Annotated in this window: 19 protein-coding genes and 1 pseudogene; 19 read left to right on the forward strand and 1 reads right to left on the reverse strand. The window is 34.6% G+C overall.

The features are described 5' to 3' along the window. The first annotated feature begins 188 nt into the window (after nt 1–188). The 12 genes from P0092_RS03320 (at nt 189) to P0092_RS03370 (ending at nt 8,186) form a co-directional block, all read left to right on the forward strand. A complete protein-coding gene (locus P0092_RS03320) occupies nt 189–827 on the forward strand; it encodes a class II aldolase/adducin family protein (protein WP_004618924.1) in 639 nt (212 codons plus the stop codon). A gap of 152 nt (nt 828–979) precedes the next feature. After that, nucleotides 980–1,213, forward strand: a complete 234-nt coding sequence (locus tag P0092_RS03325) for a hypothetical protein (protein ID WP_004618923.1) — start codon at nt 980–982, stop codon at nt 1,211–1,213. 308 nt (nt 1,214–1,521) lie between these two features. Then, on the forward strand, nt 1,522–2,004 hold the full coding sequence (locus tag P0092_RS03330; RefSeq protein WP_004618922.1) for a flavodoxin family protein: 483 nt from the start codon (nt 1,522–1,524) through the stop codon (nt 2,002–2,004). Nucleotides 2,005–2,345: 341 nt separating this feature from the next. After that, nucleotides 2,346–2,543 (forward strand): hypothetical protein, encoded by a 198-nt coding sequence (locus P0092_RS03335; RefSeq protein ID WP_422785455.1) that lies wholly within the window; start codon nt 2,346–2,348, stop codon nt 2,541–2,543. A 34-nt stretch (nt 2,544–2,577) separates the two neighbouring features. Then, nucleotides 2,578–3,054 (forward strand): hypothetical protein, encoded by a 477-nt coding sequence (locus P0092_RS03340; protein ID WP_004618921.1) that lies wholly within the window; start codon nt 2,578–2,580, stop codon nt 3,052–3,054. Then, nucleotides 3,051–3,623, forward strand: a complete 573-nt coding sequence (locus P0092_RS03345; RefSeq protein ID WP_276187066.1) for an RNA polymerase sigma factor — start codon at nt 3,051–3,053, stop codon at nt 3,621–3,623. The genes P0092_RS03340 and P0092_RS03345 overlap by 4 nt, the downstream gene beginning before the upstream one ends. Further along, on the forward strand, nt 3,592–3,858 hold the full coding sequence (locus tag P0092_RS03350; RefSeq protein ID WP_276187067.1) for a hypothetical protein: 267 nt from the start codon (nt 3,592–3,594) through the stop codon (nt 3,856–3,858). Before P0092_RS03345 ends, P0092_RS03350 begins: the two co-directional genes overlap by 32 nt. A 95-nt stretch (nt 3,859–3,953) precedes the next feature. After that, a complete protein-coding gene (locus P0092_RS22100) occupies nt 3,954–4,454 on the forward strand; it encodes a YIP1 family protein (protein ID WP_422785456.1) in 501 nt (166 codons plus the stop codon). A 468-nt stretch (nt 4,455–4,922) separates the two neighbouring features. After that, the gene (locus P0092_RS03355; RefSeq protein ID WP_040758703.1) at nt 4,923–5,423 is read left to right on the forward strand and encodes an AAA family ATPase; all 501 of its coding nucleotides are present in this window, start codon (nt 4,923–4,925) and stop codon (nt 5,421–5,423) included. Between the two features lie 22 nt (nt 5,424–5,445). Continuing rightward, nucleotides 5,446–5,985, forward strand: coding sequence for a ClbS/DfsB family four-helix bundle protein (locus P0092_RS03360; RefSeq protein ID WP_004618917.1), 540 nt, complete (start codon nt 5,446–5,448; stop codon nt 5,983–5,985). Nucleotides 5,986–6,122: 137 nt separating this feature from the next. After that, nucleotides 6,123–6,893, forward strand: a complete 771-nt coding sequence (locus P0092_RS03365) for an EFR1 family ferrodoxin (RefSeq protein ID WP_004618916.1) — start codon at nt 6,123–6,125, stop codon at nt 6,891–6,893. Nucleotides 6,894–7,316: 423 nt separating this feature from the next. Continuing rightward, entirely contained in the window at nt 7,317–8,186 is an 870-nt protein-coding gene (locus P0092_RS03370; protein WP_276187069.1) for an alpha/beta hydrolase, read from the forward strand. 61 nt (nt 8,187–8,247) lie between these two features. Here P0092_RS03370 and P0092_RS03375 read toward each other — a convergent pair. Beyond that, nucleotides 8,248–8,397, reverse strand: a pseudogene (locus P0092_RS03375) (IS66 family transposase); the annotation flags it as partial. Nucleotides 8,398–8,440: 43 nt separating this feature from the next. Here P0092_RS03375 and P0092_RS03380 point away from each other — a divergent pair. From P0092_RS03380 to P0092_RS03410, 7 genes are all read left to right on the forward strand, one after another. Then, nucleotides 8,441–8,920, forward strand: coding sequence for a hypothetical protein (locus tag P0092_RS03380; protein WP_004618914.1), 480 nt, complete (start codon nt 8,441–8,443; stop codon nt 8,918–8,920). A 224-nt stretch (nt 8,921–9,144) separates the two neighbouring features. Further along, nucleotides 9,145–9,477: a phasin-related domain-containing protein gene (locus P0092_RS03385; RefSeq protein ID WP_004618913.1), complete on the forward strand. Its 333-nt coding sequence runs from the start codon at nt 9,145–9,147 to the stop codon at nt 9,475–9,477. Nucleotides 9,478–9,532: 55 nt separating this feature from the next. Next, nucleotides 9,533–11,215, forward strand: coding sequence for an ABC1 kinase family protein (locus tag P0092_RS03390; RefSeq protein ID WP_338054761.1), 1,683 nt, complete (start codon nt 9,533–9,535; stop codon nt 11,213–11,215). A gap of 198 nt (nt 11,216–11,413) precedes the next feature. Further along, complete coding sequence (locus tag P0092_RS03395) at nt 11,414–12,502, forward strand: ABC transporter permease (RefSeq protein ID WP_004618911.1); 1,089 nt, start codon at nt 11,414–11,416, stop codon at nt 12,500–12,502. Continuing rightward, nucleotides 12,499–13,167 (forward strand): ABC transporter ATP-binding protein, encoded by a 669-nt coding sequence (locus tag P0092_RS03400; RefSeq protein WP_004618910.1) that lies wholly within the window; start codon nt 12,499–12,501, stop codon nt 13,165–13,167. Before P0092_RS03395 ends, P0092_RS03400 begins: the two co-directional genes overlap by 4 nt. A gap of 13 nt (nt 13,168–13,180) precedes the next feature. Next, the gene (locus P0092_RS03405) at nt 13,181–13,849 is read left to right on the forward strand and encodes a response regulator transcription factor (protein ID WP_040758697.1); all 669 of its coding nucleotides are present in this window, start codon (nt 13,181–13,183) and stop codon (nt 13,847–13,849) included. A 213-nt stretch (nt 13,850–14,062) separates the two neighbouring features. After that, nucleotides 14,063–14,953 carry a HAMP domain-containing sensor histidine kinase gene (locus P0092_RS03410; RefSeq protein ID WP_242831754.1) on the forward strand — a complete coding sequence of 297 codons (891 nt, stop codon included), beginning with the start codon at nt 14,063–14,065 and terminating at the stop codon, nt 14,951–14,953. Nucleotides 14,954–15,244: the final 291 nt, after the last annotated feature.

Here is a 15,244-nt window from a genome sequence, read left to right on the forward strand (position 1 = left end):
TAATATTGAACATAAAAAAAGAAACTGTCATGTCAATACCAGATATAAGCCATTATACTTATCTTAAAGATAGAAAAGGGAAATTATTCAGAAAATGAAAAGGGTTTTGTAATTATAGCAGAAACACTTTTTAAGGAAATGAGACTGGATAGTTGCAACAATAAGAGTAATGGAAAGGATGAATAATCATGAAATATGAAAAAATCAGAAAACAGGTATTGGATGCAATTTTAGAAGCGGTAGATATGGGACTGATTAAAGGAACATCCGGCAATATTGCAGTGAAAGATGATGAAGAAGATGTTGTAGCAATTACCCCAAGTGGCATAGCATATAAAACAATGAAAGTTGAGGATATTGCAATTGTTGATATGAATGGAAAATGGCTGGATGGCCCATATAAACCATCATCAGAAGCTCCTATGCACACAGCAGTGCTAAGAGCAAGAAAAGATATGAAAGCGACCGTACATACTCATGGAATGTATGCAACAATTATGGCAATGTATGACAACGATTTACTGCCAACAACTCCACCACAAGCGGAATTTGCGCCAGTAAAAATTGTTCCTTTTACAATGCCGGGAAGTAATGACCTTGCACAGAAAGTTGTAGATACACTGGGAGATGGAAGAGCGGTACTATTAAAGAACCATGGAATGTTCTGCTGTGGTAAAGATATTAAGTCTGCTATGGCAGCAACAGTATATACAGAAGAGATGGCGACTACTGCATATTATGCAAAGTTGATAGGAATATTCAAACCATTGCCTGAAGAAGCAATTCAAAAAATGAAGGAATTAATTGCTGCAGATCAAGCGGTTTAATGTATTAATAGCTTGGTTATTTCATTTAAAGGGACTTCAGGCAAGTCTGAAGTTTAATAAGGCCAACGGGATGGAAGTTTATACATTATGTTTTATATAAGAAATTTATTTATATCTGAATTAGGGTATATTTAGAAAAGGGGGAAAAACATATGATTAAATCAATTAAGATAAAAAACATTGAAGACATTGAGAAAGTAAACCGTATTGTATGCAAATATCCATTTGATGTATGGATACATGGTAAGAGTGGTATGGCTGATGCCAAATCTATTCTGGGAATGTTTATATTAAAGCTGGATGAACCATTAACCATGGTTGTTCCGGATGATGCCGCTACTGATAAATTGTTCAAGGAACTTGAAGATTATCTGCATTATAATTAGAAATATCATGCTCAATAGTGCTTACTAGTACCATGAATTGCTAGAGAATTAACTTTACTTGAAAGTATCTGAATAATGTTGGGCAAAATCTCCTCCGGACAATAGTTTAATTGTAAAGAGGAGATTTTTGATATATATTACAATTTGTAGTATAACCATTACGCCTTATGCTCGTATTGTTTGCAATTGCCTGATATTCCATTTCACAGCATTAGTCTGTATAATAATATGGCTACATACCAGTTTAAAACTACGAAAGTTATTTATGGACTGTTTGTCGTAATTTGTTGTTGCAAAGGAGAGATATTATGAAGGTTGCGGTGTTTCACGGGAGTCCCCGAAAGGGTAATACCTATAAGGCTACAAAAATCTTTTTAGATGAGTTGACAAAATACAAAGATGTTCAATACACCGAGTTTTTTCTTCCTGAAGCCATGCCGGAGTTTTGCACTGGGTGTCAACTTTGCCTTGGCAACCCGTATGAAAAATGTCCTCATTCAAAATACGTAACTCCAATTTTGAACACAATAATTAATTCTGATGCACTGATATTTACCACTCCTCATTTTGGCGCTTGCAGCATGTCATCTTGTATGAAAAACTTATTGGACCATCTGGACTTTTTGACAATGAATATTGCTCCCAGAGCCGAGCTGTTTAAAAAGAAAGTATTTATTATTACGACAGGTGCAGGTTCTATTGCAGCCATAAAACCAATTAAGAAATATATATTATCATGCCAGACAAGAGTACCCATATATTTCTACGATTTTCATGTATCACATGTTTAAGTTTATATTAAGGAAATACGTTGGTATAGGCAAATATCCATATACATCGGGCATTCTTTAACCGGAGTGTCTTTTCTTATGTCCAGATTCAGAAAGAAGTTGGTATATTTGATTTTCATTATGGTGGAAATTTATAACCGTAAAAGAACTCATGCCGGTAATGGATGTAAAAAATATGATAATTACCAGGGGGATTTATTCGTTTTATGCAACTAATATGGTGAAAGGAGTTGATAAAATTAATGCTCTTGAGGTAATACAATTTTTTGCTAAAATTAAGAAAGTGTAACATTTGCGAAGGAACTGGAACTTGATTTATTAAAAAAATCAACAGTCTTTCACTGGGACAGCAGAGAAAACTTCAGCTTGTTATAGCAACCATTGGAGAACCAGAAATTCTTGTATTAGACGAGCCAACAGCTGGTCTGGATCACAAGGTTGTATGTGCATTGCTGTTGCTTACATTTTACCTCACAGTTAATATAATATTAGGCCTATATGTGTTTCGGAGACAAGATGAGCTGAATTACAGCGAATGAATAAATGGTATATGGGAGTGGAAAGGAGATATATATGAAAAAGAAGACGTCTTTGATTGTACTAATAATTTTTATCGTCCTTGCAATATTAGTAGGTTTTGTTCTTGTTAATAAGGGTGATGGTCCTGTTGCCGGTATGATATTGGCAGATAAAGTTTTGGATGATATACATAAATATAACAGTGCTGAAGAGAAACAAGGCAAAGAAATCTACCTTGTAGTATCAAAAGAATATAATAAATTTGAGGAAGACTATAAAACCAGCATTCCGGAATCTGAAAATTTATATTCAACCATCCACATTGTAGAATGTCCTAAAGGTTCTGAGTTTACGGGAAAATGGCTGAAACATGACGAGGTCATAAAAGAGGATGTAGTAACCTTGACTACGGATTCTGAAGGCGTAGTTTCATTTATGCTTGATGGTGATAATGTAAGTAGAGGCGGTTATAGTTTTGAATTATATGAAGGAGACAGAAAGATATTTGAAAAGACATTTTCTGTAGAATGAGTATGAAGATGAGGATAAACGAGGTAAAAAAGAAAGAGTATTTTACTGAACAATATGACCAATGCTTTGATTATGTTTACTCATATATCTATGCCAGAACAGCAGGAAATAGACAAATGACTGAGGATATTGTAGAAGAGACTTTTTCTGCTGCATGGCTATCTCTTGATCGGTTTAATAATAGAAGTTCATTTCGAACATGGCTCTGCTCAATAGCGAAAAATAAGCTTAGAGAAAGTTATCGTAAAGCGATTAGTAGTGAAAAGTATGAGATTCTAGATAATGACAGCTATATTGAATATGAGAGTAGCTTTGATCTGGAACAGTTTGAACTTGACAAAGAGAAGCGCCAGTGTGTACAAAATGCTCTTAATGAAATAAATCCCCTTTACAGATACGTGCTTATATTGAAATATGTGGATGATATAAGTGTAAAAGAAATTGCTAAAGATCTAGAAAAATCGGTTAAGAGCGTGGACGGCATACTTCAACGGGCAAAAATTGCTTTTAAAAAAGTGTATTTGAATATGAAAGGGTATGATAAAAATCATGGACGACAGAGAAGTTGAAAAGCTTATTAAATCACTGGATACTGAAGTGACACCACCTGAAGGGGTGAAAGAAAAAATTTTATTGAAAGTAATTTTAGAAAATAAAAAAGAGCTCGTTTTGACATCTTTTGAAAGATTTATTTTTGAAAAGCCGTTAAGATTTGCATGTGTTATATCTGTAAGCGTATCTGGAGTTTTGTGGATGGTTTTAGGTAGTAGTTTTTCAAAATTGCTAATTGGTATTATGGGATAGGTGGTGAAATCTATATGAATATTTTATTTCAATCAATATTTACTCCGCTTGGGGTTTTTAATAATAATTATGTGAAAAATAGGCTTCAGACATCAATGATTATAGTACTTTCTACTGCGATTTTAGAAACGATATTTGCTCCAATTGCGTACTTCTGTACTTATAGGAATAGGTATGAAATTAATTTGGATATTAGTAGTATGTTCCTTAGGCTGGTCGTTGTAATCATCACATGGGTTGTTGTATGTACAGTTTTCTGGCTGTTGTCTAAATATTTTCACAAAAAAATAAGCTTTAGACAGACAGCATCTATATGGGGGCTAAGTTATATACCAAATTTTTTATGTATCATTTTATATAATATCCTATTGATAAAACCAAAGATTTACAATGGAAGTGGATTTTCAACCTTTATTATCAGTTCACTTTTTATAATGTTTCTTATCTGGAAGGCGATATATTACTTTATGTACATGCGATCTGTACTTAATACTACATTACGTGAGATTGTTATTATTACGGTGGTATCAGCATTTTTATTTATTTCATTGATAATGCTAGAGTTTATGGTTGGGGTACAAGTACCTGTTTTATAGATATTATTGGTACATTTATGAGAAAGCATATTTGATGGTAAAAAATTATTTAATCAGATTTAATCGAACATATTTAAAATTTGAAAAACCGTGCCAAAAATAGTTGGCACGGTTTTCATATGCAAATATTGACTGTGCCAGAGATAGTACCTCACTGTTATTGTAGCATATAGCAAGGTACCTCTCTGCTTTCAAATCAATTGGGAACTAGCAGAGCATTGCCATGAAGAAGTATGAGGATTATGATAGAGTGAGGCGGGTGTCTCTAAATGAGCAGTGATTGATTTCCATATTGATGTTATTTCAGGACACCGATATAATATTTTTGAGGGTAATAGAATTGACAATCTGTGATTATTTTAAAGGAAAAGGGTTTTTTCGCTACAGTTTATCTAAGAGCAGCGGTATACCATGAGCAGCACTGGCGAATATCTGTTCAGGGATTCTTATATTTTGAGAGGCATTGATGTGAAGAATTTAGTAATAATAAATGGTACAATGGGTGTTGGTAAAACAGCTACGTGCAGAGAACTACAAAAAATCCTGCCACTAAATATTTTTCTCGATGGTGACTGGTGCTGGGATATGACTCCATTTACGGTTACTGAGGAAACAAAAGCAATGGTAATGGATAACATAAGCTATTTGCTCAACAATTTTATTCGTTGTTCAGAATATGAAAATATAATTTTTTGCTGGGTTATGCACGAGCAGTGGATAATTGATGAGCTTCTTTCAAGACTTGATCTGGGTAGTTGTACAGCAAAAATCTTTTCTTTAACAGCAGACTGTGAAGCATTAAAAAGTAGGCTGAACAAAGATGTAGCTAACGGAATAAGAACCAAAGACATAATTCAAAGAAGTATCAGCAGAATTAAAAAGTATGATTGCTTAAATTCAGAGAAAATTGATGTTAGTAAAATATCTCCTAAACAAGCAGCGGAGGCTGTTTCAGCAAGAATACTATAATCTGAAAAAAAGGAGAATAAAAATGGGAAGACCAACAACAAAAACAGATTTGATTAATGCAGCGACAATTAATTACGATAATATGAATGTTTTGATTTCTAAATTAACAGAAACAGAACTTTCAACACCTTTTGATTTTTCAGAAGATGAAAAAAAGACAGAAGCTCACTGGAAAAGAGATAAGAATCTTCGAGATATCCTAATTCATCTCTATGAATGGCATCAACTTTTATTGACTTGGATACAGGCAAATGAAAATGGAGAAAACAAATCATTTATTCCGGAACCGTATAATTGGAAAACATATGGCGATATGAATGTTGAATTTTGGAGAAAACATCAAAGTACATCATTGGAACAAGCGGGAGAATTGCTTAAAAAAACTCATAAGGATGTGTTAAGTTTGGCAGAGACTTTTTCTAATGAAGAATTATTTTCAAAAGGTGTATATAAATGGGTTGGCGGAAGTACATTAGGATCTTATTTTGTAAGTGCTACAGCAAGTCATTATGAATGGGCTATGAAAAAAATGAAAGCACATATGAAAAACTGTAAGAAATAATATGATTATCGTAAGGTTGGCTAAAAAGCTTTCAGGTAAAAGGGTTATTGAAGTGATGATTGAAAATACGGAGTATTAGATATTTGGAAGCGAGCTGATGCATATTAATATACTGCTATTGAAAGGTTTGGGCAATTATGATGTTGAAAAAACCGATTATTATTTATTATTTTTCAGGGACAGGAAATACACTTCTTGTTGCAAGAAAAATAAAAGAGGTTTTTGAAAAACAAAAATACCTTGTTACATTAAGAAAAATATCTGTATCTGGAACTATTGAATTGGAAAATGACTACCATTTGGGAATAGTGGTTCCGGTTGCAATACAATCAACTTTTCCAATAGTGTGGGACTTTATTGACAGACTGCCTGAAGGGAATATGAGACAAGTATTTTTTGCAGATACCATGGAAGTTTTTTCAGGTGGAATTGTAGGACCCATGAAAAAATCTCTGGAAGCAAAGGGATACAGGTGTATAGGGGCATGTGAATTTAAAATGGCAACCAGTATGCAAACAACGGGAAAAAAGGCTGAAATAGGGAAAGTGAAAAATAAAATTGCTTTGCTCAAGGTAGAAGATTATGTGCAGTCACTCGTTGATGGAAGAGCTAAATGGCGACGAATACCAGGTTTATCGGATGCAATGAGGTATATATCTAAGGGACGTTCAATATGGATAAAAACCAGTGAAAGAATAGGGATAGATTATGCCTTATGCACAAAATGCAGGATGTGCGAAAAATTCTGTCCTGTAAATGCGATTCAATTAACGAATCAACATATGAAAATCCAACATAAGCAGTGTATCTCTTGTATGAGGTGTGTAAATTACTGTCCTCAAAATGCATTTACTTTAGGTGAAAAACATGTGATTCAAAAAAAGGTTACTAAAATAAATGAATTATAATGAAAAAATGGAATAAATGGCATGGAGCGCCTCGGTAAAATCTTCAATAATATAATTTTTCATAGTGCTTTTATCACGCTTTGCTGTTAATTTATAATTTTACCACAATTCTACATAGCTAAAATTTTATTATGCTGCATTAAAAATTTTTATGAATTGAAAATAAAGGATTTACCAGTGTAAATGGAAGTGGTACACTTTAAGTACCAATATATGGTAAATAGCTAAAGGAAATATAGGAAAGCAAGTGCATGGTTAAACATGGAATTAATGCAGGTAGAAATGAAATTAATTCTTTGAGAGTTTAAGAATCCAAAATCAAACATACTTAAGTGTTTAGTAACCGAAAACAGTAAAAAAAGTAATTTGGAGGAGATAAACTATATGAAAGCCAGAAAGAGGAGTACACTTATATTTATTATTATGGTTTTCTTTATAATGAGTGGATGTGGTCAAAAAAGTGTCAATATATCATCAACAGAAACATCAGCAACTATTAATAACACTAAGGTTGATTCGAAACGATTCACAAAAATCTCTTTTTCAAGTAAGGCTCTAGAAAAAGAAATGAAAATCAATATTTATTTGCCCAAAGGATATAGTCACAAGAACAAATATCCGGTACTTTATTTAATCCATGGATACACGGGGAACGAGGATGCATGGTTTCCGGGGCTTAAGGTAGAAAAGAAGGCAGATGAGCTAATAGATAAAAAAAAGATAGTGCCCTTAATCATTGTTGCGCCACAAATAGATAATAGCTATGGAATAAATTCTGCAAAAAATACAAGCAATCAACAGCTTCATTTTAATACGGGTATGTATGAAGATTATCTCTATAAGGAATTAGTACCATTTATTGATAAAACCTATAGCACTATTTCTTCAAGAAAAGGACGATATATTGGAGGAGTATCAATGGGTGGTTGGGTAGCCTTACATATGGCATTTACTCATGTGGATATGTTTAGTAAAGTTGGTGGTCATAGTCCTGCAATTTTTTTAGATGGTTATACAGGAGCACCCGTGCCTTTTTTGTATCCAACTGAAAAACTAAGAAATGAGAGAGATCCAATTAGAGTAGCTCAAAACAAAGATCTTACCAGCTTAAAGGTATATCTGGATTGTGGCGCTCAAGATAGTTACCGGTTTTTTGAGGGGTGTGATAAGCTGAACAAGATATTACAATCTAAAGGTGTGGATTCAGAATATTACTTTAATCAAGGAAAACATGATGGGGCATATTGGGAGGCAAATATAGAAAAATATCTTACGTTTTATGCGGCACCTTAAAATAATTTGTACGGAATTACTGTTAAGAGTCTATGCTCAAAGGACCAGAAATAGCATCTTTCAGATTTTTCTTAATAGTATCATACATTGGTTCGAGCCATTCATGACTTGGACGTATAATCAAATTGGCCAGAGTAGCTCCGGAGAGTTTCACTCCTTGGTTGGCCCAGTCTTTCGCCTGTCTGTATAAAGGCATTCCATTTGCATATTTTTAATATATTACAAAGATTATTTATGTTTTGTGAGGTGATTTAATGTTACAGTATGTAATGTTTATAATTAATAGTGGAAAATTTGCAAGTAACAACATGGCTCATATTTTTGAAGATTATACATGGTGGATTGGTCTTGTAAAAAAAGTTCTTAAGAAGGCAGAAACATTTGAAATGAGGCTGTGGTCTGACGATGTGGAAGCCATCGAATCAGGATTGAAGTATGGTACAAAAGTAAATAATAAAGAAACTGAAGAAATTGTTTTTCAAGGGAAAGTTACAAATGATTTTGAAATTGAAGTACAGGAAGATTTCATGTCCAGAGAAGGCTATATTAAATGGTTTACTCTTAACTTATACCGAGGTGAAAAGCTATTATTTTCAAGTGGACATTATGGAGATGAAACATTAGTTTTTGATTTATCAGAAGAAGAGGCTCACCGAATCCAAGAGTGGGCGAAGCAGTACCCAGTTATAAAAAGAGTAGATGTTTATAATGAAACTATCAGGACCAAATTTTAGTGAAATAAAATCATTAAAAATTAAGCATTTTTATATAGATGATATATAATGAGAGAAAGATAACAGCCAGTGTTGTGTTGAAAATTTGGTCTTGGATATAATAATACATCCATAATAGCGTGAAATGGAGAATGATTTTAAGTCTGCTACAAATACTAAAAAACAATGCTTTTGATTCCATAAATTTGGCAGTAAGGATATTAACTTAATGAGGAGGAATGTTTATGACTAATTTATTTGAAAAATCATTACATTTAGGGTTGGGGGCTTTTTTATATTCAAGAGAAAAGGTGGAAGAGCTGGTAGAAGAGCTGGTAAACAAGGGTGAAATAGCCAAAAAAGATGCACGTCAGTATACAAGTGAACTGATTAAAAAAGGGGAACAAGAAAGAGATGAAATTAAGAAACTGATTGGAAATGAGGTTGCTAAAGCAATGAATCAGTTGAACGTAGCAAAGAAAGAGGATATTGTTACAAAAGATGAAATCGGCAGAATTGTAAGAGAGCAAATAACACAAGTGCTTGTAGAACAGGGAATTGCCAAAAAAGAGGACTAATAATGACATAAGAGGTCAGAAAAACGGGGAAGGGTAGGATAGAAATAAAATGGTGATGAAAAAGAAGATACACATTAGAAGATACAGGCAAATCATAACAGTGTTTAGTAAACATGGTTTTGGATTATTACTGGATCAGCTTGGAATCTTTGCTCATCTTAATCTCGAAAAGAGTATCCGCAATACAAAGATAGAGCCCGGTACCTCCAAACTTTCAAAAGGAGAAAGGCTGCGATTAAGTTTGGAGGAGCTGGGGCCTACCTTTGTTAAGCTGGGGCAAATCCTTAGCACAAGAGCGGATATTTTCCCTGTTGAGGTTGTTGAAGAATTAAAAAAATTACAGGATTCTGTACAGCCATTTTCCTTTTCAGAAGTGAAGGCTGTTATTGAAGAGGACTTTGGAGATCAATTAAAAGATATTTACAAAGAGTTTGATGAAAAGCCCATAGCAGCAGCCTCCATATCACAGGTTCATCGGGCAAAAATGAATTCCGGTAAGCAAGTAGCCGTTAAAGTACAGCGACCGGGCATAGAACAAACAATTCATGAAGACTTGAATATTTTAAAGGACTTAGCGCATTTTATCGACCACCATACCCAATATGGGAGTTTGTATGATTGCAGCGGTATGGTAATGGACTTTGAAAATGTAATACAAAATGAACTGGATTTCACAAAAGAGGCTGAAAATCTTGATATCTTCAAAAAGAATTTTTCAAAAGATAAAGGTGTAAAAGTCCCGGAGGTTAAATGGATTTATACAACCAAACGTGTGTTGACCATGGATTACATTAAAGGCATTCGGGTTGATGACGGCAAAACGCTCGAAGCAAATGACATAGATACATGGCAGCTGGCTAACAGGCTTGCCACATCTTTGTGCAACCAGATACTTAGGGACGGCTTTTTTCATGCTGACCCACACCCCGGAAATATTCAAGTGTTGCCGGAAGGAACCATTGTATTTCTGGACTTGGGTATGGTGGGCTCCTTGAATGATACGCGTAAAAAAATGATTTCGAACTTTTTTATAGGTGTTACTTCAAGAGATAGCACTATGGTAGTGAAATCCATTGTTGACATGGAAACAATGCCTAAGCGTAGTAATATGAAAAAATTTGAAAAAGATGTAAATAGAATTATCGAAAAATATTTGACTATGCCAATGAATGAGATAAAGGTTGAAGAATTGCTCTCTGAGATTCTTAATATTGCATTTTTAAACCATATAAAAATTCCGCGGGAGTTTGTATTACTGAGTAAAACACTTGTAACTCTTCAGGGTCTGCTGCAAAGTCTGGCTCCTGACCTCAATGCTCTTGTGGTGGCAAAGCCTATAGCTAAAAAACTGGTTTCACAATCCATTTCGACAGAAGAAATCGGGAGAGAAATAAGAAGAAACCTATGGAATTACAAGGAGTTGTTCAATGTAATTCCTTCTGCCTTACTGGATATTTTAGGCAAGCTGGAAGAGGATGACTTTTCCGTGCAATTTGAAATTAAAGATATTCATAATATACAAAAACGGTTTGAAAGAGCTTTTAACAGGATTTCCTTTAGTATGGTACTGTTAGCTGTCAGCATCATTATTGCAGGAATTATTATAGGCTCCGGGTTAAGTGCCAATTCAGGTGGCGAAATGTATGCGTTGAACCTGATGGTGCTAAAAACCGGTCTGGGGTTGGCAGGGATTATCATTGTGGGGCTGGCTGTTTCAATGTTTAAATCAAGACGATGAGAACAGCAGTAATTTGAAAGGCAAAAAAGAAGTAAATACACTTGTTATTGTTATGTGGTTTTCCCGTCCATAAAAGAGTTTCTGAGAAAGCACTTCCTACATTTCTATTATACTATAAAATTAAAATTGGTCATATTCAGGTCATAAAGCCAATGTAAACTCCCTTATATAAGAAAGATATAAGGGGGTATTAATCATATGCAGTTAGCATGGAAAGAAATGAAACATTATAAAAAAAATTATATTTTGATAGAGTGCACTATTATTCTTATGATATTTATGGTGATATTTTTATCAGGCCTTACCAATGGATTGGGAAGGGCAGTAAGTGCAGCAATTGAAAATAGTAATGCTGATTTTTTTGCAATTAGTGAAGATGCACAAAATGTGATTGCTGCATCCAGCCTGACACAAAAGCAGGTAAATGAATTGATTAAACACAAAAGTGGAGCAGTGTCACCACTTAACATTCAACGTGCCTATGTGAAGCAAAAGAACAGCACAGAAAAATTGGATATTACTTATCTGGCAATTGATACAGGTTCTTTTTTAAGTCCTGAGGTGACAGATGGAGCGAAATTAAGCAGCGGAGAACATGAAATCGTTCTTAACGATACTTATAAGGAAGATGGAATTAGTGTTGGTGATGTGGTTGAGGATACAGCTTCCGGAATACAGCTGACCGTAGTAGGCTTTACAAAAGGTGCTTTTTATGGTCATGTATCAGCCGGATATATTTCATTTGATACATTCAACAATATCAGAAAAAGCAGTAACCCAAATTATGTTCTAGCTTATAACGTGGTTGCTATACAGGGGCAGGCACAAGGAGGACTTAATGTGTCCGGAGTAAACATTGTTAATAAGGACACCATCGTCAATAACTTGCCGGGATATGAGGCAGAGCAGACCACTATTCAGATGATTATTTGGGTTCTGATTGTGATTACCGGTGCGATTCTTGGAGTATTTTTCTATATTCTTACAATTCAAAAGCAAAAGCAGTTTGGTGTTATGAAAGCCATTGGAATGAAGACAAAACAGATTGCAGGGGTTCTGATATCTCAAATTATGGCATTGTCTGTTACAGGTGTAATATTTGGAACACTGTTAGCCTATGGCCTGTCCAAGGTTTTGCCAAGCAATATGCCGTTTTTCTTTCAAGGAAAGGATGCACTGGTTATATCCATGGCATTTGTGGCAATTTCGGTATTTGGAGGAATTTTATCTATATTTAGAGTAGGTCAGGTAGATCCAATCATAACTATTGGAGGAAATGAACAATGAATAAATATGCAATACAGCTGAAAAATATATCCAAAGCTTATCAGGATGGAGAACAGAATAAAATCGTTCTAAATAATATATCTCTGGATGTAAGACCGGGGGAATTTGTAGCAATTGTTGGCCCATCTGGAAGTGGAAAAAGCACATTGTTATCTATCGCAGGTGCATTACTGTCAGCGGATAAAGGTGACATAATCATAGGAAATCAGACCATATTGGAGAAAAAACAATGGAATGAGTTTCGTCGCAGGCGTGTGGGCTTCATCTTCCAAAATCATCAGCTTCTTCCCTATCTGAAGGTGTATGATCAGTTGTTTCTGAACACTAAAAAGACATCTGAGAAGAAGACCCTTGCAGAAGAAATATTAAATGAACTAGAATTGATAGATATGAAGAAAAGATATCCGGAAGGTTTATCAGGTGGAGAAAAACAGCGTGTAGCAATTGCTAGGGCATTTATGAATGAGCCAGATGTAATTCTGGCAGATGAGCCTACAGCCAGTCTTGATAAGATAAGGGGGCGTGCTGTTATTGAATTGATTGCAAAAGAAGTGAAGAAGAGGAAAAAGGCAGCGATTATGGTTACACATGATGAGCGTATCTTAGATCTGGTTGATACTATTTATCAACTGGAGGATGGTGTGCTTATAAAGATAATGAAGTAGAGGAGCTATGATGATGTTCTCCATACTTGTGGTAGAAGATGACGAAACTTTAAATAAACTTATGTGCATCAAATTAAAGCAGGAGAATTTTAAGACATTTTCTGCTTTTGATGGTGCACAAGCACTTGGAATTTTAGATCAGGAATATATTGATTTAATTATTAGTGATATCATGATGCCTAAAATAGATGGGTATGAGTTAACAAAAGAACTGAGGGATGCGTCATATGCACAACCGATTCTTATGGTAACAGCAAAAGATCAGCTGGAGGATATGGAACAGGGATTTCGTGCTGGAACAGATGACTACATGATTAAGCCGATTAACTTAAAAGAAATGATATTGCGTGTAAATGCACTTCTTCGGAGATCAAAGATTGCCAATGAAAAAAGGCTTATAGTTGGAAAGACTGTACTTGATTATAGTCAAATGACGATTTATATCGGAGGTCAAGAATTCGAGATTCCGCCAAAGGAATTTTATCTGCTGTTTTTATTACTGAGCAATCCCAATAAGATTTTTACCAGATTAGAAATCTTAGATGAAATATGGGGAATGGACAGCGAGGTAGATGAGAGAACGGTGGATTCACATATTAAGAAGCTTCGGAGAAAATTTGAAAATTGTATGGATTTTGAAATTATCACAATCCGTGGACTTGGATATAAGGCAAAATACTAGGAAAGAAGGAGTCACATGGAAGAATCGCAAAGAGATAAGAAAAAATACAGGCTACATTTACGAACACATATTGCATTTTCTTCTATTATTACTTTGTGCTTAGCATGTATTGTTTCATGTGGGATTATTTTATTAGGAACGAGACTGTTATATCAAGGACCGTTAACAATTTTTTTATTAATCGTTCTGTGTCTGTTAGTATGTACTTTATCTATGGTGATTGGAGGAAGCCTGTTATTCTTTGTAACAGGCCATCTTTCAAAGCCTATAGAAGCATTGAGCAAGACGGTAAATATGATTGCAAAGGGAGACTTTTCGGCCAGAGTGGAACGAAAGGAACAACGAAATGATAAATTTGAATATGCTAATGAATTAGATGAATTAGAAGCCAATGTGAATAAGATGGCAATGGAGTTAAATGGCATGGACTACATGAGAAAGGACTTCATGAGCAATGTATCCCATGAGGTAAAGACTCCGGTAGCTGCAATAACTGGATTTTCAGAGATACTGATGGATGGAAAGCTAGATAAACAGGAGCAGGAGGAGTATCTTCAACTAATCAATAATGAATCCAGAAGATTATCCGTTTTGTGCGAAAACATGCTTCAGATGTCCAGATTAGACTATCAGGAGATTGTAGCAAAGAAAAACAAAGTTCGTATAGACGAGCAGATTAGAAAATGTATTATTCTTTTGACGCAAAAGTGGTATGAGATGGACATTAGCTTTGATTTAGAGATGGATGCAGTGACAGTAGAAAGTGATGCCTCTCTTCTTATGCAACTGTGGACTAATCTTATCGATAATGCGATTAAGTATTCGGATATGAAGCCGTATATAAAAATCCGCGTAAAAAAAGAGGATGGACAACTGTTAGTCAGGATTGAAGATGACGGTATCGGAATTCCAAAGGAAAAACTGCCAAAAATCTATGACAAGTTTTATCAGTGTGATGAATCGCATAAGAAACATGGAAATGGATTGGGACTGTCAATTGTAAAACGTATATTGGAGCTACTGCATGGGACAATCAGTTATGAGAGTGAAGAGGATGAAGGGACAGTGGTTTTCGTTACCATACCGATAGATTTAAAATCATAATTAATTGTATTTAATATGAGAGAAAGGTATTCCACAAAATAGATGGAATACCTTTTTGATGATGGTGCTATTAAGAGAACAACCGTCCAAGTGCTGTAAGGCTGTATTAATGAGTGATTCGCCAACTTTCTACGATATAAACGATTTTGACAGTTAATATTATCTCATATATAATATTAGAAATATGCGTGCTTTTTTAAGAGAGTCTAGGTAAAAAATGGTAAATTGTAGCTGTTTATGTACATGGTAAACTTGCTTGAAGGGGAGAGATAGTATAATTAAACGTAAATA

Origin of the sequence: Ruminiclostridium papyrosolvens DSM 2782 (assembly GCF_029318685.1) — a bacterium.
GTDB classification, from domain to species: Bacteria; Bacillota; Clostridia; order Acetivibrionales; family DSM-1351; genus Ruminiclostridium; species Ruminiclostridium papyrosolvens.

What these genes read in the sequence shown, in the direction of transcription:
- P0092_RS03320 (WP_004618924.1), top strand. Translation starts at nt 189, where the DNA reads ATGAAATATGAAAAAATCAGAAAACAGGTATTGGATGCAATTTTAGAA.
- P0092_RS03325 (WP_004618923.1), top strand. Translation starts at nt 980, where the DNA reads ATGATTAAATCAATTAAGATAAAAAACATTGAAGACATTGAGAAAGTA.
- P0092_RS03330 (WP_004618922.1), top strand. Translation starts at nt 1,522, where the DNA reads ATGAAGGTTGCGGTGTTTCACGGGAGTCCCCGAAAGGGTAATACCTAT.
- P0092_RS03340 (WP_004618921.1), top strand. Translation starts at nt 2,578, where the DNA reads ATGAAAAAGAAGACGTCTTTGATTGTACTAATAATTTTTATCGTCCTT.
- P0092_RS03345 (WP_276187066.1), top strand. Translation starts at nt 3,051, where the DNA reads ATGAGTATGAAGATGAGGATAAACGAGGTAAAAAAGAAAGAGTATTTT.
- P0092_RS03350 (WP_276187067.1), top strand. Translation starts at nt 3,592, where the DNA reads ATGATAAAAATCATGGACGACAGAGAAGTTGAAAAGCTTATTAAATCA.
- P0092_RS22100 (WP_422785456.1), top strand. Translation starts at nt 3,954, where the DNA reads ATGATTATAGTACTTTCTACTGCGATTTTAGAAACGATATTTGCTCCA.
- P0092_RS03360 (WP_004618917.1), top strand. Translation starts at nt 5,446, where the DNA reads ATGGGAAGACCAACAACAAAAACAGATTTGATTAATGCAGCGACAATT.
- P0092_RS03365 (WP_004618916.1), top strand. Translation starts at nt 6,123, where the DNA reads ATGATGTTGAAAAAACCGATTATTATTTATTATTTTTCAGGGACAGGA.
- P0092_RS03370 (WP_276187069.1), top strand. Translation starts at nt 7,317, where the DNA reads ATGGTTTTCTTTATAATGAGTGGATGTGGTCAAAAAAGTGTCAATATA.
- P0092_RS03380 (WP_004618914.1), top strand. Translation starts at nt 8,441, where the DNA reads ATGTTACAGTATGTAATGTTTATAATTAATAGTGGAAAATTTGCAAGT.
- P0092_RS03385 (WP_004618913.1), top strand. Translation starts at nt 9,145, where the DNA reads ATGACTAATTTATTTGAAAAATCATTACATTTAGGGTTGGGGGCTTTT.
- P0092_RS03390 (WP_338054761.1), top strand. Translation starts at nt 9,533, where the DNA reads ATGAAAAAGAAGATACACATTAGAAGATACAGGCAAATCATAACAGTG.
- P0092_RS03395 (WP_004618911.1), top strand. Translation starts at nt 11,414, where the DNA reads ATGCAGTTAGCATGGAAAGAAATGAAACATTATAAAAAAAATTATATT.
- P0092_RS03400 (WP_004618910.1), top strand. Translation starts at nt 12,499, where the DNA reads ATGAATAAATATGCAATACAGCTGAAAAATATATCCAAAGCTTATCAG.
- P0092_RS03405 (WP_040758697.1), top strand. Translation starts at nt 13,181, where the DNA reads ATGTTCTCCATACTTGTGGTAGAAGATGACGAAACTTTAAATAAACTT.
- P0092_RS03410 (WP_242831754.1), top strand. Translation starts at nt 14,063, where the DNA reads ATGGTGATTGGAGGAAGCCTGTTATTCTTTGTAACAGGCCATCTTTCA.